Genomic DNA, 21290 nt, shown 5'->3' with positions numbered 1-21290 from the left:
CCGAGGAACCGGATCCCTCGTTGCCGCCGTCTGAGGACATATCCGCCGGTCAGGCGGGTACGGGCACGATGTATATCACGGTGATACGCGGTACGGCCGAGCCAAAGCCGCGGGTGGGGGAGTGCGGAGTGCGGTACGTCGGGGGACGGATATCGCGGCCGGGGTGGCAGCGGACCTGGCTGGTGGTGCTGGCGCTGGTGTCGATCCAGCTCGGATCGCTGGTCTGGCCGGCGTACGCCTGCGGCTGCGGCGGGCTGGTGCCCGGCCGGAACACCAGCGTGGCGGTGGCGCGGGAGACGTCGGTGGTGCGCTGGGACGGCCACACCGAGGAGATCGTCATGAGCCTGACGGTGGGCGGCGACGCCCACGAGGCGGCGTGGATCATGCCCGTGCCGAACCGGGCCACGGTCCGGCTCGGGGACCGCGCGCTGTTCGACGAGGTGGGCGAGGTCACCGCGTCGGCGCACCGGACGCGCCACTACTTCTGGCCGAGGACGGGCGACTGGCCCTTCGACGACCGGAAGATCAGGTACGTCGACGGGGCTGGGGCCGGGGCGGGCGCCCCGTCGAGCGCGCCCCCGCGCGTGGGCGTCGTCGGCCGTGAACGGCTCGGTCCGTTCGACGTCGCCCGGCTCACCGCGACCGACCCGGACGCGCTGCGCGACTGGCTGGAGGAGCACGGCTTCCAGCTGCCGGACCGGCTGGCGGACGGGCTCAAGCCGTATGTACGCGCCAAGTGGGAGTACGTGGCGGTGCGCCTGGCGCCCGCGGCGGTCGCCGACCGGGGCGACGGGGCCAAGGATGGGGCCACGGACGTGCTGGGCGGGACGCTCGACCCGCTGCGGCTCACCTTCGACTCGAACCGCCTGATCTATCCCATGCGGCTGTCGCGGCTCGCGAAGACGCCGCAGAACCTCGAGCTGTACGTCCTGGCGCCGCACCGCATGGAGCCGCGCGGCGACATCGGGGGCGGGGCGCCGCGGGTGACCTACGCCGGGTGGGTCACCCCGGGGCAGGCGCCGCGGGGGGACCTGGCGGAGCTGGCGGGGAAGCGGATGTTCCTGACGAGCTTCCAGCAGTCGTTTCCGCGGCCGGAACTCATCTACGGGGACCATGAGTTCCGGCGCGCGGAGAAGGACGACACCTATCAGCGCGTCACGTACGACCACAAGCTGCTGACCGTCGGGGGCGTCCCCGCGTGGCTGCTGACCGTGGGCGGCGGCCTGCTGGCCGTGCTGGCCGGCGCGCTGACGCTGTTGATGGCGGCCAGGCGGCGCAGGCGGGCGGATCGCTTCTGGGGGCCGGGAGGCCCGCCCGGGCCGGGGGACTCGCCGGGGTATCCGCAGCACCTGTCGCCGGGTCAGGACAGCTAGCCGTCGTAGTCCGGGAAACTCGCAGGTCCGCGGGGTGCGGGGGGTTGTTCATGTGCCCACCGCAAATACGCCAACGACACTTGCCCGCCCGTTCGTTGACTGGTGGGCGGATAGATGGGTATGTCATGTACTGACGGGGTCGCGCCTCCATCACCCCAAGGGGGCTTTCATGTTTGACGATGGGCCCGCATTCGGCGTTCGTGTACGTGTGCTCGGCGGCGTCACGGTGGCCGAGATCTCCGGTGAGCTGGACATCTTCGCCACGGCGAGGATCTCCGCCCGGCTCGATTCCCTCGCCCGCGAGGCCCGTCCGAACCTGGTCCTGGACCTGCGGATGGTGACCTTCCTGGACTGTGCCGGGGTGTCCCTGCTGTGCCGCCTGCGCAATCGCGCACTGGAGCGCGGCGGACGGCTGCGGCTGGTGATCGTCGACCCGCGGTTCACCCGGCTGCTGCGCATGGTCCGGCTCGAGGACGCCTTCGAGGTCGTGGACGACCTGGCCCTGGCGGTCGCGCGGTCGGGGGAGGTGAGCGCCGGAGGGAGCAACGGCGTCATCGCCTGAACCGTCGCCAAGCATCGTCCGACCAGGTGTCAATAGTAAGAACAGAAATTCACTCGTACGAGCGCATTTACTCTGGGAAATATGGGGTGCCTACCTCCGTAACCGGCGGTCACCCCTCTACGCTCGCGGCACGTCACCCAGGACCCGGTGGTATCCGCCCCGATGCAGACTGTGCCCGCTTCCGGGAGCCTATCGATGGTGAGAGGGGGCAGTGTGCCGTTCCGAGGTGATTTCGCGATGACGCAGCAAGGCGCTCCCCGCCAGGAGGCGCCTCCGCCTGCCGCGATCACCCCCGAGCGCTTCCGTACGGACCGCAGCGCGACGCCCCACGCCTGCGCGTACGGCGTCGGCGGATACACGGTCGTGGAGCTCCACGGCGAGATCGACATCGTCGGCCGCGAATGCGTCGGCCTGGAGCTGGACCGGGCCACCTCCTCGCCCGCGCCCGCCGTCGTCATCGACCTGACCCCGACGTGCTTCTTCGACTGCTCGGGGGTGGAGCTGCTGTGCCGCGCCTACCGCCGGGTGCGGGACCGCGGCGGCCGGCTGCGGGTGGTCTGCGACAGCCCGCTGATCCTGCGCACGCTGCGGGTGGGCGGGCTGCTTGACGTGGTGTGCCCGGTGCCGACGCTGGCGGACGCGTTACGGGAGGACCGGCCGGGGCCGGACGGGGCTGCGGCCGACCGGGGCGGGGGCCGGGGCTGAGGCTCCCGGGTCCAGACCGCTCAGGCCCGCTGCTCAGGCCCGCTGCTCACGCCCGCCGCTTCCGGCCGCCGGAGCCGGCGCGGTGGCCTGACCGCCAGTGGCTGAGGATGCGATGGTGCCGCAGGGGGCGTTGTCCGGGCGGGGTGTCGCCGTAGCGGAGAGCGGAGACCCGACTGCCGTGCTGGGCGTTGAGCCGGTGGATCACCACCACCCCCACGGCGATCAGCGCGGCGATCACGGCCACGGTGACGACGGTCTCCATGGTGCTCACTCCCCGCGGCCGGACCCCAGCGCCAGGGGAATCCGGCCGGTATGTGCGAAATGCTCTCGGTGCCTTTACCGTACTCCCGGCGGACACCGGACCGCACCCGGCGTGAAGCGGGTGCCGGGTGCGGTGCGAGGCAGTGCGAGGTGCTGGTGATGGTGGCCCTATCGGGCGCTCACCCCGAGCGTCTTGGTGAGGCCGGCCAGGCCGTTCGCCCACAGCTGGTTCACCCTGCTGATCTCGGCCGAGTTGGGCTGTGAGTTCTTGCAGGATGTGCCCGGCCCGCCGCCCGACATCAGCTCGCTGCACGGACCGGAGTAGTGGTCCGGCAGCCCGAGCACATGCCCGGTCTCGTGCGCGGTGACACGGGTGGAGTCGTACTGCTGGTTCTGCGCGTAGTCCAGGAAGATGTAGCCGCTGCCATGGCCGTCCGTGCTCGCGTACGAGCCGGCGGGGTCGTTGCCCTCGCGGTACTCGAAGTCGGCGTTGCTGCCCTCCTGGAGCTTCACATTGCTGACCGAGGAGTTCCAGATCTGGGTGGAGCGCGCTATCACGGACTTGAAGCTCGGGGCCCTGCTCGTGCTGTAGGTGACGGTGACGGCCTGCGTGCCGGGCACCACGCCCCGCTTGGCCAGCACCGACTTGATCACGGCCTTGAGGAAGGCGTCGGTGTCGCTGCGGCTCTCGCCGCTCGCGACGTACGCGGACTTGGCGGTGTCGCTGACGGCGCCGCTGTCGGGTGTGGCGGCGGAGGCGGGTACGGCGGACAGGGTCGAGGCCAGGCCGAGGCCCAGGGTGGCCACGAGCGCAGACGTGGAGAATCTCATGTGGGGGGCTCCTCATCGTCCGTCAGGCCGCGGCCGGCCGCCGTGGTGTGGGGAGGCGGGCCGAGGCCGTGGGATGAACGCTTGGTGCCCCGAAGTCTTGGTGAGATCCGGCGCTGCGCGGAGATATCAACAGGCGATAGCACCATCACATAACCCCGACGCGCCCCCCATTTCCGGCCGCCGCTTCCGCGGCGCGATCGACCGTCAATTGGCTGCCCGGGATGTGGTGTTCGTGTGGGTTGAGTGTCTGGTGTGACGTCCTGACGCCCCGTTATGCTCGCGCCGTGGAGCTCGAGGTCAGGCACCTTCGCGCACTGTGCGCCATCGCCGACACCGGCAGCTTACGGAAGGCCGCACGGCAGCTGGGCATGAGCCAGCCCTCGTTGACGACTCAGCTCAGGCGCATCGAGAACGCCATCGGCGGTTCGCTGTTCTCGCGCGAACTCACCGGCAGCCGGCCGACCCCGCTCGGACGCTCCGTGCTGTGCCGGGCCCGGCCCATCGTGGCCGAAATGAACGCCCTGGTCGCCGAGGCCAAACAGGAGGCCGGCCGGGCCACCGGCGCCCGGCTGCGGGTCGGCAGCACGGGCAGCCAGGCCGTGGCGGGATGGCTGCGCCGACTCCGCGCCCGCTTTCCCGACGCTGACACCACGATCCATATCGACGTCTGGGCCGACTCGCTGCTGCGGATGGTCGCCGAGAACCAACTGGACGTCGCCTTCGTCCACGAGGCCGAGGACGCCCCGCTGCGGGCCCCCGACGGCGTACGGCGACGCGTCCTCGTCGCCCGCGAGCCGCAGTTCGTCGCCCTCCCCGCCACCCACCCGGCCGCCGCCTGCCCCCTCGTCACCCTCGCCGACCTCGCCGCCGACCAGTGGATGGTCGACCCCGCCCTGGACGGCCAGGAAGCCACCCTGCGCCGCGCCTTCGCCGCGGCGGGCCGAAGACCCCGCGTCGTCTACGGCGACTACCCCACCGCCGCCGACCTGGTCGCCTCCGGCGAACTCATCACCCCCTGCCGCCCCACCGCCACCCCCCGCCCCGGCCTCACCATCCGCCCGCTCCGCGACGACCCCCTCACCCTCCGCCTGTCCCTGGCCTCCCGCGCCACCGACCCGCCCACCGCGGACGCGCTCTTCCACGACCTCAGGGACTCCTACCTGGAGGCGGCCTGGGCGAGCGCGGCGTACCGACAGTGGCTGCTGCGCAACGGCAACCCGCTGCTGCGCACCTGCGACGGCATACTCCCCGGCCCGCCCTCGGCTCGTGAGGCGTCGGCGTGAGGCGCGGAATTCCCAGTCCGGCTCAGGTGCTCAGGCGGCGATGCGCAGGACGCTCTTGCCGTGGGTGGCTCCATCGGCCAGGCGCTGTACGGCCTCGGCGAGGTCGGCCAGCTCGTACTCGGCGGTGACATCCGGACGGATTCGCCCGGCGGCCACCAACTGAAGCGCCTCCCGGGCGCTTTCGGCCAGGCGGTCGGGGTGGGTCCGGCTGAGCAGGTTGCTGTTGTACGTCAGCGCGGACTTGCCGCTCAGCAGCAGATCGTTGGCGCTGAGCGCGACGGTTTCGAAGGTGGCGAGGTTGCCGTAGATCGCCAGCCGGCCGTGCGGTGCGAGGCGCCGCAGGTTGGTCTCGCGTACCGGCCCGCCGACGGGATCCAGGATCACGTCGAACAGCTCCTGGTCGGGGGCGTCGGGGGCGTCGGTGAACTCCTGGGTGAACTCCTCACGCGTGATCAGCTGGTCATAGCCGAATCGGGCGGCGTAAGCGGCGCGTTGGGCGTCTTTGACGACGCCGACGATGCGGCCGGCGCCGGCGGTTCTGGCGACCTGGGCGGCAAGGCTGCCGACGCCGCCGGCCGCCGCATGGATGAGGACGCTCTCACCGGGACGCACCCGGCCAACGGTGTTGATCAGGTCGTAGGCGGTGGGGGCGGCCCAGCCGCACCCGGCGGCGGTCCGCAGGTCCGTGCCGAAGGTGTCGAAGGTGAGCGCGGCGGGCGCCACCACCACCTCGGCGTAGGCCCCGCCGCTGGTCAGCGCCGTCACCTGCTGCCCCAGGCGGTCTTCGTCGACGCCCTCGCCGACGGCGACGATGTGCCCGGCCGCCTCGAAGCCGGGTACGAACGGTCGCGGCACGGGGAAGTGGCCGCCGCGCAGGAGGACATCGCCCCACTGGATTCCCGCGTACTGAACGCGGATCGCGACCTCGCCAGGACCAGGAGTGGGCTGGTCGATATCGGTGAGGTGGAATCGGTCGTCGGTGTCCAGGACGACAGCCTTCATGGTCACTGCTCCCTGAGGTGAATCAGTATCCTGATACGGAAGACGCTAACGAGTATCAGCTACCTGAGTCAACCAAGAGTCCTGTGAAAGATGGAGGGCGACGTGACCGAGATCCCGGCCGAGGAGTACCTGTGCACGCGCATCCGCCGCACCGAACAGGCCCTGATGGCCCACCATGAGGCGGTCCTGCGCGGCTACGGCCTCACCATGACGCAGTACACGGTCCTGCTCGCGCTGTCGCGCCAGGAGGACATGTCCGGCGCGCAACTCGCCCGCGCCGCCGGGGTCACCCAGCAGACCATGGCCTCCGTCCTGACCGGTCTGCAAAGAAAGCAGCTCATCGCCCGCCGGCCGTCATCCGTGCACGCCAAGGTGCTGCTCGCCGCCTTGACCGATCAGGGCCGTGAAGTGCTCGAGGGTGCCTACGGTGAGGTGATCGTGCTCGAACGCGCCCTCACCGACGCCTTCACCCCGGACGAGCACGCCACGCTGTGCGACCTCTTGGAGCGCGCCACCACGGTGCTCGTCCAGCAGACCCCTCAGGCCGAAGCCCGCGCCACGCGCCAGGGCGGCTGATCCGGCTTCGTACGACGCGGCTGCGCCGTCATGACGCGGCTGCGCTGTCATGACTCGGTCGACGGCAGCGCCTGCTCCGCCCAGATCGTCTTCCCGGTGGCCGAGTGCCGGCTGCCCCAGCGCAGGCTGAGCTGGGCGACCAGCAGCAGCCCGCGCCCGCCCTCGTCGAAGACGCGGGCGCGGCGCAGATGCGGGGCGGTGTTGCTGCCGTCGGAGACCTCGCAGATCAGGGTGTGGTCGTAGATGAGGCGCAGCTGGATGGGCGCGGTGGCGTGCCGCATGGCGTTGGTGACCAGCTCGCTGACGACCAGTTCGGTGGTGAAGACGGCCTCCTCGAGACCCCAGGTCATCAGCTGGTCCGTCACGTCTCGGCGGGCCCGGGCCACGAGGGCCGGGTCGTCGGGCACGTCCCAGGTCGCCACGCGCGAGGCGTCCAGGCCGCGGGTGCGGGCCAGGAGGAGGGCGACGTCGTCGGGGGCGCCCTGCTCGGGGAGCAGCGTGCGCAGCACCCTGTCGCATCCGGCCTCCAGGGAGGTGGAGAGGCCGGTCAGCGCCCCGGTGAGGGCGGTGAGCCCTTCGTCGAGGTCGCGGCCCCGGCCGCCGATCAGGCCGTCGGTGTAGAGGGCCAGCACCGCGCCCTCGGGCATCTCGAACTCGACCGCCTCGAAGGGCAGCCCGCCGACGCCCAGCGGCGGCCCGGCCGGCACCTGGACGGGGCTCACCGTGCCGTCGGGGGCCACCAGGACCGGCGGCGGATGGCCCGCGCGGGCGAGCGCGCAGCGGCGGGCGACCGGGTCGTACAACGCGTACAGGCAGGTGGCCCCGACGTCCCCGGCGGGTGCCATGTCCTCGGTGGGCGCGACGCCCCCAGTGGGCATGACGCCCCCGGTGGGCGTGGACCCGGCGCCCTCTGGGGACAGGTGGATGACGAGGTCGTCGAGGTGGGTGAGCAGTTCGTCGGGCGGCAGGTCGACGTCGGCCAGGGTGCGGACCGCCGTACGCAGCCGGCCCATCGTGGCCGAGGCCTGGATGCCGTGGCCGACCACATCGCCGACGACCAGCGCGACCCGCGCCCCGGACAGCGGGATCACATCGAACCAGTCGCCGCCCACCCCGGCGTACGGCCCGGCGGGCTGGTAGCGGAAGGCGACGTCCAGCGCCGTGGGCCTGGGCAGCGTCTGGGGCAGCAGGCTGCGCTGCAGCGCCAGGGCGGTGTCGCGCTCCCGGGTGAAGCGGCGCGCGTTGTCCAGGCAGACGGCGGCCCGGGTGGTGATCTCCTCCGCGAGCAGCACATCGTCGTGGGTGAACGGATCGGGCCGGGTGTGCCGGGAGAAGGTGGCCACTCCGAGGGTGACCCCGCGGGCCCGGATGGGCACCGACATCATCGAGTGGAGGCCGTAGGTGCGCAGCATGGCGGCGAGGGCGGGGCTCTCGGCCGTCCAGCGCCTGAAGACGGGGTCGGTCACGCGATGGATGCTGGGACGGCCCACCGCCAGGGACCTGGCCTGTGGGGAGAACTCCGGATAGGTGCCCACCTGCCCCAGCTTGATCACGGCCTCCGGGGCGCCGGAGAAGACGGACTGACGGGCGACCCGGCGCAGCACCACCGGGCCGGCCGGCGGGCCGGGCGGCGGTTCGGCGAACGCCTCGGCCCCCTCGGCCCCCTCGCCCGGGTCGAGCCGCTCCAGCAGGTCGACGCTGACGAAGTCGGCCAGGCCGGGAACGCCCACGTCGGCCAGCTCCTGCGCGGTCCGGGTGATGTCGAGCGTGGTGCCGATGCGCACGCTGGACTCGCTGAGCAGCAGCAGCCGCTGCCGGGCGAGGTACTGCTCGGTGATGTCGTGGGCGGCCAGACAGATGCCACGCACCTCGCCGTCCGGCGCCTTGACCGGGGCGAGGCGGGCGGACCAGGCGTGGGCGTGGGCCTCTTCGCCGACGCGGCGGAACGTCTCCACATCGCGCCGCTCCCCGGTGCGCAGCACCTCGGCCATGTGCCGTTCGAGCTCTTCGCTCTCCAGCATTCCGCCGATCTCCGAGAGCCGCAGGCCGCGGATCTCGTTCTCGGGCAGGCCGATGACCTCGGCCATCTGATCGTTGATCCTGCGCAGTCGCAGCATCCTGTCGTAGATCGCCACCGGGCAGGGGGACTGCTGCGAGGCGAGCGCCAGCAGAGTCTCGTCCGCCGTTTCCGCCCCCTCCTCTTCGGCGTCTCGGGTGCCGCCCTCGGGCCCCGGGAGCGGGGAGACCAGCAGCCAGTCGCCCGGCCCGTCGGCGGCCGGCTCGCCGCGGTGGGCCAGCAGCCTGACGCGTACGGGGCGGCCGTCGCGGTGGCGCAGGGTCAGCGTTCCGCTCCAGCGGGGGAGGGCCGCGACGGTCCGTACGTCGGCGGGGGAGACCTCCTCGGCGAGCAGCGCGGCGGCCCGCCGCCCCACCACCTCCGCGGGAAGGTGGCCGAGCAGCCGCCGGGCGCCCTCGTTCCAGCTGGTCACGATGGCGTCAGCGCTGATCGTGGCCCTGGCCGTGGCCGCCTCGTCGAGCGGGTCGTACGGCCTGCCGCCGAGCCCGTCGCCAAAGGGAAGGGAGATCTTGTGGCCCGTCATCGTCGATCTGTCCCACCTTCAGCACGCCTGGCCCCGGCCTCCGAGGTGGGAGGTCACGGTCACCAGGGCGCGCAGATCCAGCGTCGTGCAGATCCGTCCCCACATCAACCGGGGCGGCCCCCTCGTCAGGACGTGGCGAACGCGCCTCCGTCAGGGCCCGTACGCGCCTCCGTCAGGGCCCATACGCCGCGTCCAGGACGGCCGCGACGCGCGGGCGCAGATGCGCGACGAGCAGCGCCAGGGCGGCGCGGGCGCCCGAGGTGACCAGGATCTGCTCGGGGCGGGTGGGCAGCCCCTCGTCCGTGTGACGCCGGGCGATCAGCGACCGCAGCTCGGGCAGCCCCGGCCCCGGCTCCCCGTCCTGGGCCAGCACGGGGTCCGCCCGCTCGGCGGCGAAGCCGCGTTCGGCGGGCAGCCTGCCGCCGGTGCGCAGCCGGCCGTCCAGCACGGCCTCCCGTACGGCCTCGGCCAGCGCGGCGACCAGCGGGTGCCGGGCCTGCGCCACTCACCCACCACTGAGACCAACTGCTCGGCGCCGATACGGACGTCGGTCACTGGTCCAGTTTTCCACGATTGGACCAGGCTTCGAGACCACCCCCTGCCTAGGCTCGCCCCGACCCCCATCGAACCCTCATCGAAACGGAGCACGGAACCGATATGCACCCTGGACTGGCCCAAGACCTGGCCGATCTGCCCGCCGCCCTGGAGGCCACCCGGCTGCTCGCCACAGGTGTGCTCGACGGGCTGGAGGAGCGGCCGGTCGTCCCCTCCGTACGGCCGCCCGAGCCCGTACCGCTGCCGGCAGAGGGGGCCGGGCTGCGGGCCGCGCTGGCAGAGTTCGCCGAACGCTGGGAGCCGGCCTTCGGAGCGAGCCCCGGGCCGCGCTACCTCGGGTTCGTCACCGGCGGCACCACACCGGCCGCACTGGCCGGGGACTGGCTGACCGCGGCCCTGGACCAGAACTCCAACTCGTCGCTGGACGGCACCGGGCAGCACCTGGAACGTCAGACGGTCGGCTGGCTGCGTGAGTTGTTCGGCCTCGGCGCGGCCCACGAGGGCGCGTTCGTCAGCGGCGCCACGATGTCCAACACGGTCGGCCTGGCGATCGCCCGCGAGTGGCTGGGGGAACGCCGGGGCGTCTCGGTCGCCGAGGCCGGGGCGGCGGCCCTGGGGCCGGTACGCGTGCTGTCCGGCAGCCCGCACTCCAGCGTCGCCAAGGCCCTGTCCATGCTCGGCATGGGCCGTGCCGCGCTGGTCCCGGTGGCGACCCTGCCCGGGCGGGAGGCGGTCGACCCGGCCGCGCTGGAGGAGGCGCTGGAGCGGGCGGACGGCCCGTGCGTGGTCGTCGCGAACGCGGGCACGGTCAACACCGTCGACTTCGACGACCTGCGCGCCGTCGCCGCCCTGAAGGAGCGCCACGACTTCTGGCTCCACGTGGACGCCGCCTTCGGCGCCTTCGCCGCGCTCAGCCCACGCCACGCCCACCTCGTCGCCGGCCTGGACGCGGCCGACTCGGTCTGCGTGGACCTGCACAAGTGGCTGAACGTGCCGTACGACAGCGCCGTCCAGTTCACCCGCCGCCGCGATCTGCAGGCCCGGGTCTTCCAGAACGCGGCCGCCTACCTCGGCCCGCTCGGCGCGACCCCCGACCTCGTCCACCTCACCCCCGAGAACTCCCGTCGCCTGCGCGCCCTCGCCGCCTGGTTCACGCTGCGGGCCTACGGCCGGGACGGGCACCGCGACATCGTCGAGCGCTGCACGGACTGCGCCCACGCCCTGGGCGAGGCCGTCGACGCCACTTTGGGGCTACGGCTCCTCGCGCCCGTCCGGCTCAACGTCGTCTGCTTCACCCTGGCCGAGGACCCGACCCCCGACCGGCTCGCCGCCTTCGCCGAGTCGCTGGCCGACGAGGTCTTCCTCACCCCGACGGTCTACGCGGGCGTCCCCGCGCTGCGCGCGGCCTTCAGCAACTGGCGCACCACCGGGGCCGATGTACGCCGCATCGCCCGGCGCCTCGCGGAGGCGACCCGAGGCGCGGACGCAAGTTGACAGGGGATGACCGCCTGACTGTAATAGCGCACGGTGCCACGTGGCGTCGACCAAAGAGCAGTGGGCCGGTCGGCAGCTGGGCGAGCACCATCATGAAGGGGCCACGCCATGAGTTCATACTCCGCGCCTCGCATCTGACCCGAGAGCCATCGCGCGTCGGGCCCCGTCCGCCATTTCTGTTCGTCGGCTGAACACATCCACGTCCATCTCCGGATCTTCAGATCTCGGGGCCTCCGGACGAGGGCCGCGCGCCTCCGCACCCTTTCTGGCCTTTTCTGGAGAGTCGACACCGCATGCCCAAGTCCTTCAATCAGCAGATCATCGAGGAGTTCCGAGCAAACGGAGGAAAGGTCGGTGGCCCCTTCGAAGGCGGCGACCTCCTCCTGCTCACCACCACCGGAGCGAAGTCGGGGGAGCCCCACACCGTTCCGCTCGGCTACGTCCGCGACGGCGACCTGCACCTCGTCGTCGCGTCCAACCTCGGCGCGTCCCGCCATCCCGCCTGGTACCACAACCTCCTCGCCCACCCCGTGGTGCGGGTGGAGGTGGGCACCGAGGCGTACGAGGCGATCGCGGTCCCCGCCGAGGGAACGCGGCGCGACGAGCTCTTCGAGCGGGTGGTGCGGGCGGCGCCCGGATACGGCGACTACCAGAGCCGTACTGCCCGCACGCTGCCGGTCGTGGCGCTGGAGCGCCCCGACCACGCAGCGGGGGAGGCGCCCGGCGAGGTCAGGACCCTCGCCGACAAGTTCGTGCAGATCCACACCTGGCTGCGCGGCCAGCTGCGCCACATACGCGACGAGGCCGACGCCCACCTCGCCGCCCGCGCCGCCCACCAGGGCCCGGGGGAACCCCCGCCGCCCGGGCTCGGCCTGCAGATCCGCCAGCACTGCCTGGCCTTCTGCGAGGGCCTGACGCACCACCACACCGGCGAGGACGACCATGTCTTCCCCGCCCTCGCGACCCACCACCCCCAGCTCCGCGAACCCCTGGAACACCTCCGCGACCAGCACCACACCCTCGCCCGCCTCAAGGACCGCCTGCTCACCCTGCTCGCCGACATCGCCACCGCCGACCCCGTACGCTTCCGGGCAGACCTGGACCGGATCAGCGAGGAACTGACCCGGCACCTGGACGACGAGGAGAAGTGGCTGCTCCCGGCCCTGGCACAGATCCCCTTCCCACCGAAGCCGCCCGCACAGCAGGCCGGATGACGGTCGGCAGCTCGCCCCACGGGACACCGGGGAAGCGGCCCAGGATCGAGTCGTAGGCCAAAAGACGGGCCACCAACCGGTCGAGTCGCATCAACGTCTCTTTCACCAGCCGTTGAGGGAGATCCCCGGGTCGCCGACGAGGTACCGGCGAAGGGCGCTGGCGGTGGTCTCCACGAACTCCTGGGGGACCGCGTCGGCGTCGACCCAGCAGACCTGGGCATGCTTGCGTGGCTCGCGGTTCTCGGGCTCGCCGGTCCATTCGTGGGCGGCGAAGACGACGGTGAGGAAGCCGTTGGGCGCTTCGACTCCCCAGGACCCATGGATGATGTGGGCGACCTTCAACGATTCCGGCTTCACTGTCAGGCCGGTCTCTTCGTGCAGCTCGCGCACCGCGGTTTCGGTGATCGGCTCACCGGGCTCACTCTTGCCTACGGGAAGGTCCCACATGCCCTGGGCGAACTTGGCGTTCCGGCTGCGCTGGAGGAGGACGACGCGGTTGGTGGCCTTATCGTGGACGATAACGGCGGCGACCAGCAGGGTCATGGATTCGAGGGCGGGCGGGCAGGGCTCTGGGCCGGTCGTCGGTTGTCCGCTGAGCCACGGCAGGTGTCCCTTCGTCGGCCGGATGGTGGCAGCTTAGGCCGGCGCTTCGCGTGCGCGGCGGGCGAGTTCGGCGGCTCCGGGCACTTTGCGGCGCTGGAGATCAAGAGGGTGGAGCGCAGCGATGTGATGGCCTTGCGGGTGCGGTCGGAAGTCATCCCCTCCATCAAAGTCAGGGACTGGGACCAGTCGGCGACGGCCTCATCGGCTCGGGCCTGGGCGGCGACGCTATCGCCAAGGTCGGCGAAGGTGCGGGCGTGGATGATGTGGAGCAGCGCCTCGGTCTGGCCGTCCACGTGGCCAAGACCGCGGCTGAGGGCCCCTTGTCCAGCCGAGAGTGCAGCACTGAATCCGTCCCTGCTCGCGAAGCCCAGCAGCCGGAAGAACCGTCACAGCTGAGAGGTCACACGCGAGTGATTTCGATGGCGAGGGCGCCGAGCGCTTCCTTCTCGGGCAAGTAGATGGCACGGATATTGGTGAGCTGCTGTTCGCGGGTGGCGGTCGGGTTGACGTTGGCCGGCCCCTCGCCGTCGAGCAGGGATTCGAAGTCGGGGTACTCGGTGACTCGCTTGACCTTTACGTCGCAGGTTTCCTCGGTGCCCTTGATACGGAAGCGGACGATGTCGCCCGCTGCCAGGTTGGCGAGGTGCGGGTGCTTCACCCGCACCTCGATGGTCTTGGTGCCCGCGGCGACGAGGTCGAAGTACTGGCGGTAGAGGTTGAGCTCGCGCACGCGGGCGGTCGTGTCGGTCATGGGGCGTGAACGCTCCTGGTGGCTGGTGCGGTCATCATGCGGCCGATCTCGGTGGCCGAGTACGCGCGGAAGAAGTGCCGGGGGTCGGACAACAAGGTATCGGTCATGGCGAGCAGTTGCTCGGCATGGTCCGTGATGGTGCCGGGCCACTGCCGGGTGTCGAGCATCCAGTCGGCGGCACCCTCGGGTAACGGTGTATGGCCTTCGCGGATCAGCGACTTGGACAGTTTGGCGCCAGTGTCGGTGACGATCTGTGGGCAGAACAGGCGGGCGGGGAGTTGGGCGCGGGTAAGGCCGACTGCCTGGAGGGCCTCGTCGACCAGCTGGGAGCCGAAGACCCAGTCGCCGCCTTTGACCATGATGTGCAAGGTGCCTTGGGGGCCGGACAGGGCGAGTTCCTTGACCATGTTGCGGTACAGCGTGGCCAGGTCCAGGTAGGCGCCCCCGGCCGGGGTGATGGTGGCCCGGTAGGGACCGTGGTGGAGGCAGACGGCAGCCACCTGCGCGGCCTCGCGGTCGGTGGGGTGGACGCGGGTACGTTCAGCGTGTTTCTCGGCCCAGCCGCAGGCGGGGTGCGGGCAGGGGACGCGCAGGTGCGGGCTGCCGGTGGACGGTGCGAGCCACCAGCGGGCTGCGTCCAGGCGGGGCAGGAATCGCAGCCAGGTGCGGCGGAAGTGCTCGCCAGCCTGCTGCTGGGTGTAGGTCTCGACCCGGAAGGGGATGCCCAGGCGTCGTGACAGCGCGGTGAACAGGGGTTGGTAGAGGGCTGAGACGAGGTCTCCGAGAGCCTGGTCTCCGAGGGCCTGGGCGTAGGCACGCTGGTAGCGGTGGCCGGTTGCGGGGTCGGTGGCCAGCTCGTAGGGAGCGTTGTCCAGGGCGCTGAAAAGGACCTCGGTGGGCAGGCCGAAGCGGTCGCGTAGGCGGGCGGCCATGGCGAAAGCCAGGGACTGGACGAGTGAGGTGCCGATGTGCGGAGCGCCGTTGATCTGGCTGCCGACGACCAGAACGATTCGCTCGGGCGGGGCGGCCAGGATACGCGGGGTCAGAACGTCCTCGGCCCGATGGAGGGCGTTGGCGAGGACGGTGTTCGGTGAGACTGGGTGATTTGTCACGGGATGACCCCCTGGGGTGAGTTGCGGTTCATTCGGTTCGGGTGTGGCCGAAGAGGAGACGTTGGCGGAGGGTGCCGAGGTCGAGGTAGCTGTCGATCTCGGCCGGAGTGGCGCTGCGGGAGAGCGGGTCCAGGCCGAGCATGCGTTGCTCGATGACGGCTGGTGCCTCGTGGTGGACGCGGTTTGGTTGGGGCACCAGCAGCAGGCAGCACAGGGTGGCGCCGGCTGGGTCGGTGTCCAACCAGGTGGCGGTGGCCAGAGACGCGATCAGCCCGGCGGACAGCATGGAAGGTTCGGTGCGGGCGGGCGTCAGCATGCGGGCACCGCGCTGTGATGGAAGGTGGCCCAGACGCACTTGCCGGGGCCCTGCTGTTGCTCCACGCCCCAGCTGTCGGCGACGGCGGAGACGAGCAGCAGGCCACGACCGTCGTCGGCGGTGTCTCGTGGTTCCCGCTGAGTGGGCGTGCCGTCACCGTTGTCGTGCACTTCGAGGCGCAGCAGGGTGTCGTGCAGCTCTACGCGTACAAGAACCAGCCCGTCCTCGGGGGCTCCGTGGAGCACCGCATTGGTTGCGAGTTCGGAGGTGCACAGCCGGATGTCGTCAAAGCGTTCGGTCCGCCCCCACTGGGTAAGGGTCTCGGCGACGAATCCGCGGGCGGCGTGGGCGGTGCGGTCTCGCCGGGCGAAGCGCATCGAACGGTGCTCGACAGCGCCGCCGGGAGCGCGGTCCGGTGTGGGGGTTTCCGGCTCGTCAGGCATTCTGCTGGGCATGGTCAACAGCCAACCGCTGTCGCTCGTTTGGGTCGGGAGCCACCGTGGGGGCCGTTCTGGGGGCCACTATGGGGGCCAGGGTTCGTGTGCTCAGGGGAGACGGGATGGGCGACACGGGGATTGGCACGCTGCTCGCGCGGCTGCGAACCGCTCGTGGCTGGAGCCAGCAGCGGGTGGCTGATGAGTACAACGCCCTGGAGGGGCGCTCCACCAAGACCGGCAAGGAGATCGGGCGCTATGAGCGCGAGGCGCGCATCCCGGTTCCGTATACACGCGGATACCTGGCGAAGGTCTTCGGCCTCGATGTCGCGGTGCTCGACCAGGCCGTGGCGTTCAGCAAGAGCCGCCGGGACGTCGACGGTGCGACGGGGAGGCCGCTGGAGCCGTGCGCATGGCCGCAGGCGCACCCATGCCCTGTGGCGAGCGCGGTGTCGGCGGATGCGGTGGTGTCCGCCGACTTCGCCCGGTTCATCGCGCAGCGCAACGCCGACGAATTCGTCGTCGAGCAGCTGGAGGCCGACGTTGCCCAGCTTGCCCGCGCCTACGTCAGCCACCCGCTTCTGGAGCTGTACGTTGAGATCAAGCGGCTGCGGAACGGGGCGTTCGAGCTGCTGCGCGGCCGCCAGCGCCCCCAACAGACCGCCGACCTGTACGTTGCGGCCTCACGGCTGTGCGGACTGTCCGCGCATGTCTGTCTGGACCTGGGCAACTACGACTCCGCGGCCACGCACGTCCGCACGGCCCGGGCGTGCGCCGAGGCGGCCGGCCACGAGGGGATGCTCGCCTGGGTACGGGCTGTGGAGTCCCTGATCGCCTACTGGACAGGGCGGTACGAGCAGGCGGCGCGGCTGGCGCAGGCGGGTCGACAGCATCGGGCGGGCGGCAGCATCGGGGCTCGGTTGGCGAGCCTGGAGGCGCGGGCGCTGGCCATAGTCGGAGACCGGGCGGGCGCGGTGGCGGCCTTGGTGGACGCCGAGCGCTCCCGTCAGGCGATGGCCGGCCACGACGAGGTGCCGGGGGTCTTCGCCTTCCCGGCTGCCAAGCAGTTCGCGTACGCCGGAACCACCCACCTGGCGGTCGGCGGACGCGACCACGTCCGGCAGGCCATCACCAGCGCGGACACCGCGATCCGGCTCTACCGAGGCGCGGAGCTCGCCGACCAGTCCGTCGGCGACCTGTTCGCCGCCCATGTCGACCTCGCCCGCGGCCACCTGCTCCTGGGCGACCTGGATGGCACCGAGGCGATGCTCGGCTTCGTCCTCGATTCCCCGCCGGAGCGCATGTCGGCCAGCATCGTGCGGCGGCTCAGCGCGCTCGGCCGGGAGCTGGATGGGCCGCAGTACGGTGGAGCCGCGCAGGCGGCACAACTGCGCGCACGACTCCAGCACACGGCCGTCCTCGCGGGCTCACCTGCCGCCCACTCACCGGAGTTGCCGACGTGACCGACCTGCCCGCCGCACACGACGCCGCTGTCACCGACCGGGGCCGCCTCGCCGGAAGGGCCTACAAGAGCGACCGGGACCTCGCCGCGCGCCAGTCGCTCTACCAGTGGCAGACGCCCCGCTACGATCTGCCCGGCATCGTCGCCCAGCATCTGAGCGGTGTGCGCGGGCGTGTGGTCGATGTCGGCTGCGGCAACGGCAAGTTCGTCCGGCGGCTTCGGCAGGATCGGCCGGACCTGGTCGTGCTGGGCTTGGACATCGCCCCGGGAATCCTCGCCGGTGTCCCCGGTCCGGCCGCCGTAGCGGATGCCACCCGCCTGCCGCTGGCATCTGCGAGCATGGATGCGGCCTTGGCGCTGCACATGCTCTACCACGTCCCGGACATCGCCGAGGCGGTCAAGGAGCTGTCCCGTGTTGTGAGCCGTGACGGGCTGGTGGTCGCCTCGACCAACAGCGACCGAGACAAGGCCGAACTCAACGACTTGTGGCAGCGGGCCGCCGGCGACGTCCTTGGCACTGAGCGAGGCCCTGCGCGTATCTCGCTCAGTGCCCGATTCTCCCTGGAGAAGGCACCCGCCTTGCTGGGCGAAGAGTTCGGCTGCATTGAGACGATCGAGCTGCCCGGCAGGCTCACTGTCCGTGCCCCCGAGCCGGTAGTGGCGCACATGGCCTCGTACCAGGCATGGGCGGACCAGCACGATGTGCCGTTCCAGGCGACCGTCGAGCGTGCTCGCACCATCCTGGCCGAGCACATCGCCCGGCATGGGGCCTTCGAGATCACCTGCCTCGGCGGCATCCTCGTTTGCCACCGCTGACAGCACGAGAGAGCAGGTCGGCACGGCCATGCGGCGGCTGAGCACGGCCGTGCTCAGCACACCTACGATCGGCGCAAGGAGAGCTGATGAATCACAGCACGTGGAGGACGCGACGGGCCCGGCAGCTTGCCGGTGAGGCGGTGGAGTACGACCAGGAGTACGTCGACGCGCGGTTGGCCGGCGATCTCGGGCAGGCGGTCTACGACCGTCGGATCGAGCTCGGACTGTCCCAGGCCGAGCGGGCCGGGATGACACAGCCTCAGGTCTCCCGGATGGAGGGTGGCGACACCGTGCCCACGCTGCCGCTGCTGCGGCGCCTGGCGAAGGCCCTGGACGGCTCGTTGAACGTCGCTATCGACGAGGGTGACTCCCGCGTCACCTTCACCCCGCACGCCGCGTGACCCCGACGCGCACCCGGACCGTCATGGACGCCGTGTTCGGCGGCCTGCGGACCGGGTGCGGACAGGTAGACCAGGCGACCAAAGGAATCGCAGGTCAGGCGGCATGATCGAAGATCAGGCCTTCTTGGTCTCCCAGAAGATCTTGTCGATCTGGGCGATGTAGTCCAGAGCCTTCTGGCCCGTCGCCGGGTCCGTGGAGGCCTTGGCGGCGCTGAGGGCCTTGAGGGTGTCGTTGACCAGCTGGTGCAGCTCCGGGTACTTCTCGAAGTGCGGCGGCTTGAAGTAGTCGCTCCACAGCACCGAGATGTGGTGCTTGGCGAGCTCCGCGCGCTGCTCCTTGATGACGGTGGCGCGAGCCCGGAAGTGCGGGTCCTCGTTGGCCTGGTACTTCTCCTGGACGGCCTTGACGGACTCGGCCTCGATACGGGCCTGGGCCGGGTCGTACACGCCGCAGGGCAGGTCGCAGTGGGCGCTGACCTTGACCTTCGGGGCGAACAGGCGGGAGAGCATACTGCTGTCCTTCCTAAGTGATCGTCTTCTCAGGTGCGAGATTACTCCGTGGGGGAAGGCTTTTCTCGGGTGCCCCGGGGGGCTTAGGTCAAAAGTCCAGTGGCAGTCTGAGATGCCTGGGATGCTGAATGTGTACGTGACCGGAGGTGCCGTGATGCGAGAGCAGCTGCACGATCGCGGGCAGGAGCAGGACCGCGAGCGCGGTGGGCTGCTGCGGATCGGGCTCGCCGAGGTGTACAACCCGTCGATGGTGCCGACGCTGAACCCCGGTGACCGGTTGGTCGTCCGGTACGGCGCGGCCGTCCGCGCGGGCGATGTGGTCGTGCTGCGGCATCCGTTCCGCCAGGACCTGCTGATCGTCAAGCGCGCGGTGGAGCGGCGCGACGGCGGCTGGTGGGTCATGGGGGACAACCCGTACGTGGAGAACGACAGCCGGGAGTTCGGCGTGGTGCCGGACGATCTGGTGGTGGCCCGGGCCTGGCTGCGGTTGCGGCCGCGGCCGGCCGCGGGGTCCGGTCAGCGGTCGCTGACCGGGATGCTGTCGTGGGCGCTGTCCGCGGTGCGGCCGGTGCGGGTGCTGCGGCCGCTGGGGGCTGCGCGGTCGTTGTCGGGCTGGCGTGGGGCGCTGTCGGAGCGCTCGGCGTCGAGGCGTTTGCGGGCGCGGTAGGCGGCGACGTTGGCGCGGGTGGCGCAGCGGTCCGAGCAGTAGCGCCGGGACCGATTTGTCGATGTGTCGAGATAGGCGTTGCGGCAGGGTGTGGCCTCGCAGATGCCGAGGCGGTCGACGCCCAGCTCGGTGAGGTGGAAGGCGAGCCCCATGGAGGCGGTCGCGGCATAGCCGGCACCCGCGTTGGCCGCGTAGTCGGCGATGTGCATATGCCAGTCGGGGCGGCCGTCCTCGTCCCGGTGCTCATGCCCGGAGATCTGCGGGCTGACCGGGAACTCGATCAGCAGCGCGTTCAGCAGGTCCACGGCCAGCACCTCGTCCCCGCCCGCCGCCGCCTCGAAGACGGCGCGCAGCCGGGCGCGCACTGATCTCAGCCGGGTGACATCGGCGTCGGTGGCGCGCCGCGCCGCCTGCTGGCTCACCCCGAAGAGCTCGCGTACGGCCTCGACCGAGGTGAGGGTGTCGGTGCCGCGGGCGGGCTCCTCGCTGTTGACCAGGCGCACGGCGAGATCCGAGTAATAAGCCAGTTCCACTTGTGGTCCTTACGAGGGCGGGGCTAGGGTCGGTAATGGCTGATCTAGGTACGAGGGTATTACGACCGAGGGACGGGGAGAGCGTTCGATGGTGGACACCGTCGCCGCGCCGCACTGGCGGGCATGGCAGCAGAGCTGGGATCGACAGCAGGAGTGGTACCTCCCCGACCGCGAGGAGCGGTTCCGGGTGATGCTGGACGCGGTGGAGGCGCTGGTCGGCCCGGAGCCCAGAATCCTGGACCTGGCCTGCGGTACGGGCAGCATCACCGACCGGGCGGTGCGCAGATTCCCCCGCGCCACCAGCACGGGCGTGGATCTGGACCCGGCGCTGCTGACCATCGCGCGCGGCCACTTCGCGGCGGACCACCGGGTCCGGTTCATCACGGCGGATCTGCGCGACCCGAAGTGGACGGACGAGCTGCCGCACCGTTCGTACGACGCCGTACTCACCGCCACCGCGCTCCACTGGTTGGACAGCGACGCGCTGCGGGTGCTGTACGGGCAGCTGGCCGGGGTGGTGCGGGACGGCGGGGTGTTCCTCAACGCCGACCATATGCCGGGGGAGGGCACGCCGCGGATCGACGCCGGGGTGCGCGCGTTCGAGGACGCCCGGCGGGAGCGGGCCAGGGCCGAGGGCGTGCAGGACTGGGCGGCGTGGTGGCAGGCGGCGGCCGGGGATCCGGCGCTCGGCGCGCCCGTCGCCGAGCGGTTCAAGATCTTCGGCAACCCGGCCGACGGGCCCGACCACGCGAGCGGTGTGGCCGAGGCGTTCCAGCCCGTCGGCTGGCATGCGGAAGCGCTGCGCGAGGTCGGGTTCGGCGAGGCGCGGGCCGTGTGGTGCTCCCCGTCGGACGCGATGGTGCTCGCGCTGAAGTAGTTCAAGGAGCTCAAGCGGGCACGGGCGGTACGGGCCGGGTTCGGGCCGTACCGCCCGTCGTGCGCTGCCGAACAGCTCTACAGAACCTTCGACAGGAACGACTTCGTCCGCTCGTGCCGCGGATTGGTCAGCACTTCGCGCGGATGCCCGGACTCCACGACCACCCCGTCGTCCATGAACACGATGGAGTCCCCGACCTCGCGGGCGAAGCCCATCTCGTGGGTCACCACGATCATGGTCATCCCGTCCTCCGCCAGCCCGCGCATCACATCCAGCACATCGCCGACCAGCTCCGGGTCGAGCGCCGAGGTGGGCTCGTCGAAGAGCATCAGCTTCGGCTCCATGGCCAGCG

General features: G+C 71.2%; 22 protein-coding genes and 4 pseudogenes. 12 read left to right on the top strand and 14 right to left on the bottom strand.

Going from position 1 to position 21290, the window contains the following annotated elements:
- The first annotated feature begins 218 nt into the window (after positions 1-218).
- The 3 genes from ACWDSL_RS23780 to ACWDSL_RS23770 all read left to right on the top strand — a co-directional run bounded on the left by ACWDSL_RS23780 (position 219) and on the right by ACWDSL_RS23770 (position 2640).
- Positions 219-1373: a DUF2330 domain-containing protein gene (locus ACWDSL_RS23780; RefSeq protein ID WP_450488530.1), complete on the top strand. Its 1155-nt coding sequence runs from the start codon at positions 219-221 to the stop codon at positions 1371-1373.
- Positions 1374-1542: 169 nt separating this feature from the next.
- Entirely contained in the window at positions 1543-1935 is a 393-nt protein-coding gene (locus tag ACWDSL_RS23775; protein WP_450488485.1) for an STAS domain-containing protein, read from the top strand.
- 237 nt (positions 1936-2172) lie between these two features.
- Positions 2173-2640, top strand: coding sequence for an anti-sigma factor antagonist (locus ACWDSL_RS23770; RefSeq protein ID WP_450488483.1), 468 nt, complete (start codon positions 2173-2175; stop codon positions 2638-2640).
- Between the two features lie 46 nt (positions 2641-2686).
- On the opposite strand, the gene ACWDSL_RS23765 is transcribed toward ACWDSL_RS23770, so the two are convergent.
- Complete coding sequence (locus ACWDSL_RS23765; RefSeq protein WP_450488481.1) at positions 2687-2902, bottom strand: hypothetical protein; 216 nt, start codon at positions 2900-2902, stop codon at positions 2687-2689.
- A gap of 167 nt (positions 2903-3069) precedes the next feature.
- Positions 3070-3732: a snapalysin gene (gene snpA, locus ACWDSL_RS23760; protein ID WP_450488479.1), complete on the bottom strand. Its 663-nt coding sequence runs from the start codon at positions 3730-3732 to the stop codon at positions 3070-3072.
- Between the two features lie 284 nt (positions 3733-4016).
- On the opposite strand from snpA, the gene ACWDSL_RS23755 reads away from it, so the two are divergent.
- On the top strand, positions 4017-5015 hold the full coding sequence (locus tag ACWDSL_RS23755; RefSeq protein ID WP_450488477.1) for a LysR substrate-binding domain-containing protein: 999 nt from the start codon (positions 4017-4019) through the stop codon (positions 5013-5015).
- A gap of 30 nt (positions 5016-5045) precedes the next feature.
- Here ACWDSL_RS23755 and ACWDSL_RS23750 read toward each other — a convergent pair whose 3' ends face one another.
- A complete protein-coding gene (locus tag ACWDSL_RS23750) occupies positions 5046-6017 on the bottom strand; it encodes a quinone oxidoreductase family protein (RefSeq protein ID WP_450488475.1) in 972 nt (323 codons plus the stop codon).
- Between the two features lie 102 nt (positions 6018-6119).
- On the opposite strand from ACWDSL_RS23750, the gene ACWDSL_RS23745 reads away from it, so the two are divergent.
- Positions 6120-6593, top strand: coding sequence for a MarR family winged helix-turn-helix transcriptional regulator (locus ACWDSL_RS23745; protein ID WP_450488473.1), 474 nt, complete (start codon positions 6120-6122; stop codon positions 6591-6593).
- A gap of 47 nt (positions 6594-6640) precedes the next feature.
- Here ACWDSL_RS23745 and ACWDSL_RS23740 read toward each other — a convergent pair whose 3' ends face one another.
- Positions 6641-9193 carry a SpoIIE family protein phosphatase gene (locus ACWDSL_RS23740; RefSeq protein ID WP_450488471.1) on the bottom strand — a complete coding sequence of 851 codons (2553 nt, stop codon included), beginning with the start codon at positions 9191-9193 and terminating at the stop codon, positions 6641-6643.
- Between the two features lie 172 nt (positions 9194-9365).
- Complete coding sequence (locus ACWDSL_RS23735; protein WP_450488469.1) at positions 9366-9698, bottom strand: hypothetical protein; 333 nt, start codon at positions 9696-9698, stop codon at positions 9366-9368.
- Positions 9699-9850: 152 nt separating this feature from the next.
- Between ACWDSL_RS23735 and ACWDSL_RS23730 the strand changes: the two genes are divergently transcribed.
- Entirely contained in the window at positions 9851-11242 is a 1392-nt protein-coding gene (locus ACWDSL_RS23730; protein ID WP_450488467.1) for a pyridoxal phosphate-dependent decarboxylase family protein, read from the top strand.
- A 293-nt stretch (positions 11243-11535) separates the two neighbouring features.
- Entirely contained in the window at positions 11536-12456 is a 921-nt protein-coding gene (locus ACWDSL_RS23725; RefSeq protein WP_450488465.1) for a nitroreductase/quinone reductase family protein, read from the top strand.
- Positions 12457-12558: 102 nt separating this feature from the next.
- On the opposite strand, the pseudogene ACWDSL_RS23720 reads toward ACWDSL_RS23725, so the two are convergent.
- From ACWDSL_RS23720 to ACWDSL_RS23695, 6 genes and pseudogenes are all read right to left on the bottom strand, one after another.
- Positions 12559-13057, bottom strand: a pseudogene (locus ACWDSL_RS23720) (NUDIX domain-containing protein).
- Positions 13058-13092: 35 nt separating this feature from the next.
- Positions 13093-13382 (bottom strand): annotated as a pseudogene (locus ACWDSL_RS23715) (hypothetical protein); the annotation flags it as partial.
- A 77-nt stretch (positions 13383-13459) separates the two neighbouring features.
- The gene (locus ACWDSL_RS23710; protein ID WP_450488463.1) at positions 13460-13810 is read right to left on the bottom strand and encodes an ASCH domain-containing protein; all 351 of its coding nucleotides are present in this window, start codon (positions 13808-13810) and stop codon (positions 13460-13462) included.
- Positions 13807-14922 carry a hypothetical protein gene (locus tag ACWDSL_RS23705; protein ID WP_450488461.1) on the bottom strand — a complete coding sequence of 372 codons (1116 nt, stop codon included), beginning with the start codon at positions 14920-14922 and terminating at the stop codon, positions 13807-13809. The genes ACWDSL_RS23710 and ACWDSL_RS23705 overlap by 4 nt, the downstream gene beginning before the upstream one ends.
- Positions 14923-14950: 28 nt before the next feature.
- Positions 14951-15238 (bottom strand): hypothetical protein, encoded by a 288-nt coding sequence (locus ACWDSL_RS23700; RefSeq protein ID WP_450488459.1) that lies wholly within the window; start codon positions 15236-15238, stop codon positions 14951-14953.
- Positions 15232-15693 (bottom strand): ATP-binding protein, encoded by a 462-nt coding sequence (locus ACWDSL_RS23695; protein WP_450488457.1) that lies wholly within the window; start codon positions 15691-15693, stop codon positions 15232-15234. The genes ACWDSL_RS23700 and ACWDSL_RS23695 overlap by 7 nt, the downstream gene beginning before the upstream one ends.
- A 104-nt stretch (positions 15694-15797) precedes the next feature.
- Between ACWDSL_RS23695 and ACWDSL_RS23690 the strand changes: the two genes are divergently transcribed.
- The 3 genes from ACWDSL_RS23690 to ACWDSL_RS23680 all read left to right on the top strand — a co-directional run bounded on the left by ACWDSL_RS23690 (position 15798) and on the right by ACWDSL_RS23680 (position 18351).
- Complete coding sequence (locus ACWDSL_RS23690; RefSeq protein ID WP_450488455.1) at positions 15798-17135, top strand: helix-turn-helix domain-containing protein; 1338 nt, start codon at positions 15798-15800, stop codon at positions 17133-17135.
- Positions 17132-17950 (top strand): class I SAM-dependent methyltransferase, encoded by an 819-nt coding sequence (locus ACWDSL_RS23685; protein ID WP_450488453.1) that lies wholly within the window; start codon positions 17132-17134, stop codon positions 17948-17950. The genes ACWDSL_RS23690 and ACWDSL_RS23685 overlap by 4 nt, the downstream gene beginning before the upstream one ends.
- An 86-nt stretch (positions 17951-18036) precedes the next feature.
- Entirely contained in the window at positions 18037-18351 is a 315-nt protein-coding gene (locus ACWDSL_RS23680; protein WP_450488451.1) for a helix-turn-helix domain-containing protein, read from the top strand.
- A 114-nt stretch (positions 18352-18465) separates the two neighbouring features.
- On the opposite strand, the gene sodN is transcribed toward ACWDSL_RS23680, so the two are convergent.
- Entirely contained in the window at positions 18466-18861 is a 396-nt protein-coding gene (gene sodN / locus ACWDSL_RS23675; RefSeq protein ID WP_450488449.1) for a superoxide dismutase, Ni, read from the bottom strand.
- Positions 18862-18973: 112 nt separating this feature from the next.
- On the opposite strand from sodN, the pseudogene sodX reads away from it, so the two are divergent.
- Positions 18974-19324, top strand: a pseudogene (gene sodX / locus ACWDSL_RS23670) (nickel-type superoxide dismutase maturation protease); the annotation flags it as partial.
- 53 nt (positions 19325-19377) lie between these two features.
- Here the strand turns inward: sodX and ACWDSL_RS23665 are convergent.
- Positions 19378-20061: a CGNR zinc finger domain-containing protein gene (locus ACWDSL_RS23665; RefSeq protein WP_450488447.1), complete on the bottom strand. Its 684-nt coding sequence runs from the start codon at positions 20059-20061 to the stop codon at positions 19378-19380.
- Positions 20062-20149: 88 nt separating this feature from the next.
- Between ACWDSL_RS23665 and ACWDSL_RS23660 the strand changes: the two genes are divergently transcribed.
- On the top strand, positions 20150-20938 hold the full coding sequence (locus tag ACWDSL_RS23660) for a class I SAM-dependent methyltransferase (RefSeq protein ID WP_450488445.1): 789 nt from the start codon (positions 20150-20152) through the stop codon (positions 20936-20938).
- Positions 20939-21015: 77 nt separating this feature from the next.
- Here ACWDSL_RS23660 and ACWDSL_RS23655 read toward each other — a convergent pair.
- Positions 21016-21290, bottom strand: a pseudogene (locus ACWDSL_RS23655) (ectoine/hydroxyectoine ABC transporter ATP-binding protein EhuA); the annotation flags it as partial.

This window comes from Streptomyces sp. NPDC000941 (assembly GCF_053599555.1).
The sequence above is the reverse complement of the archived record's forward strand: the minus strand, read 5'-3'. Positions and strand labels throughout refer to the sequence as shown.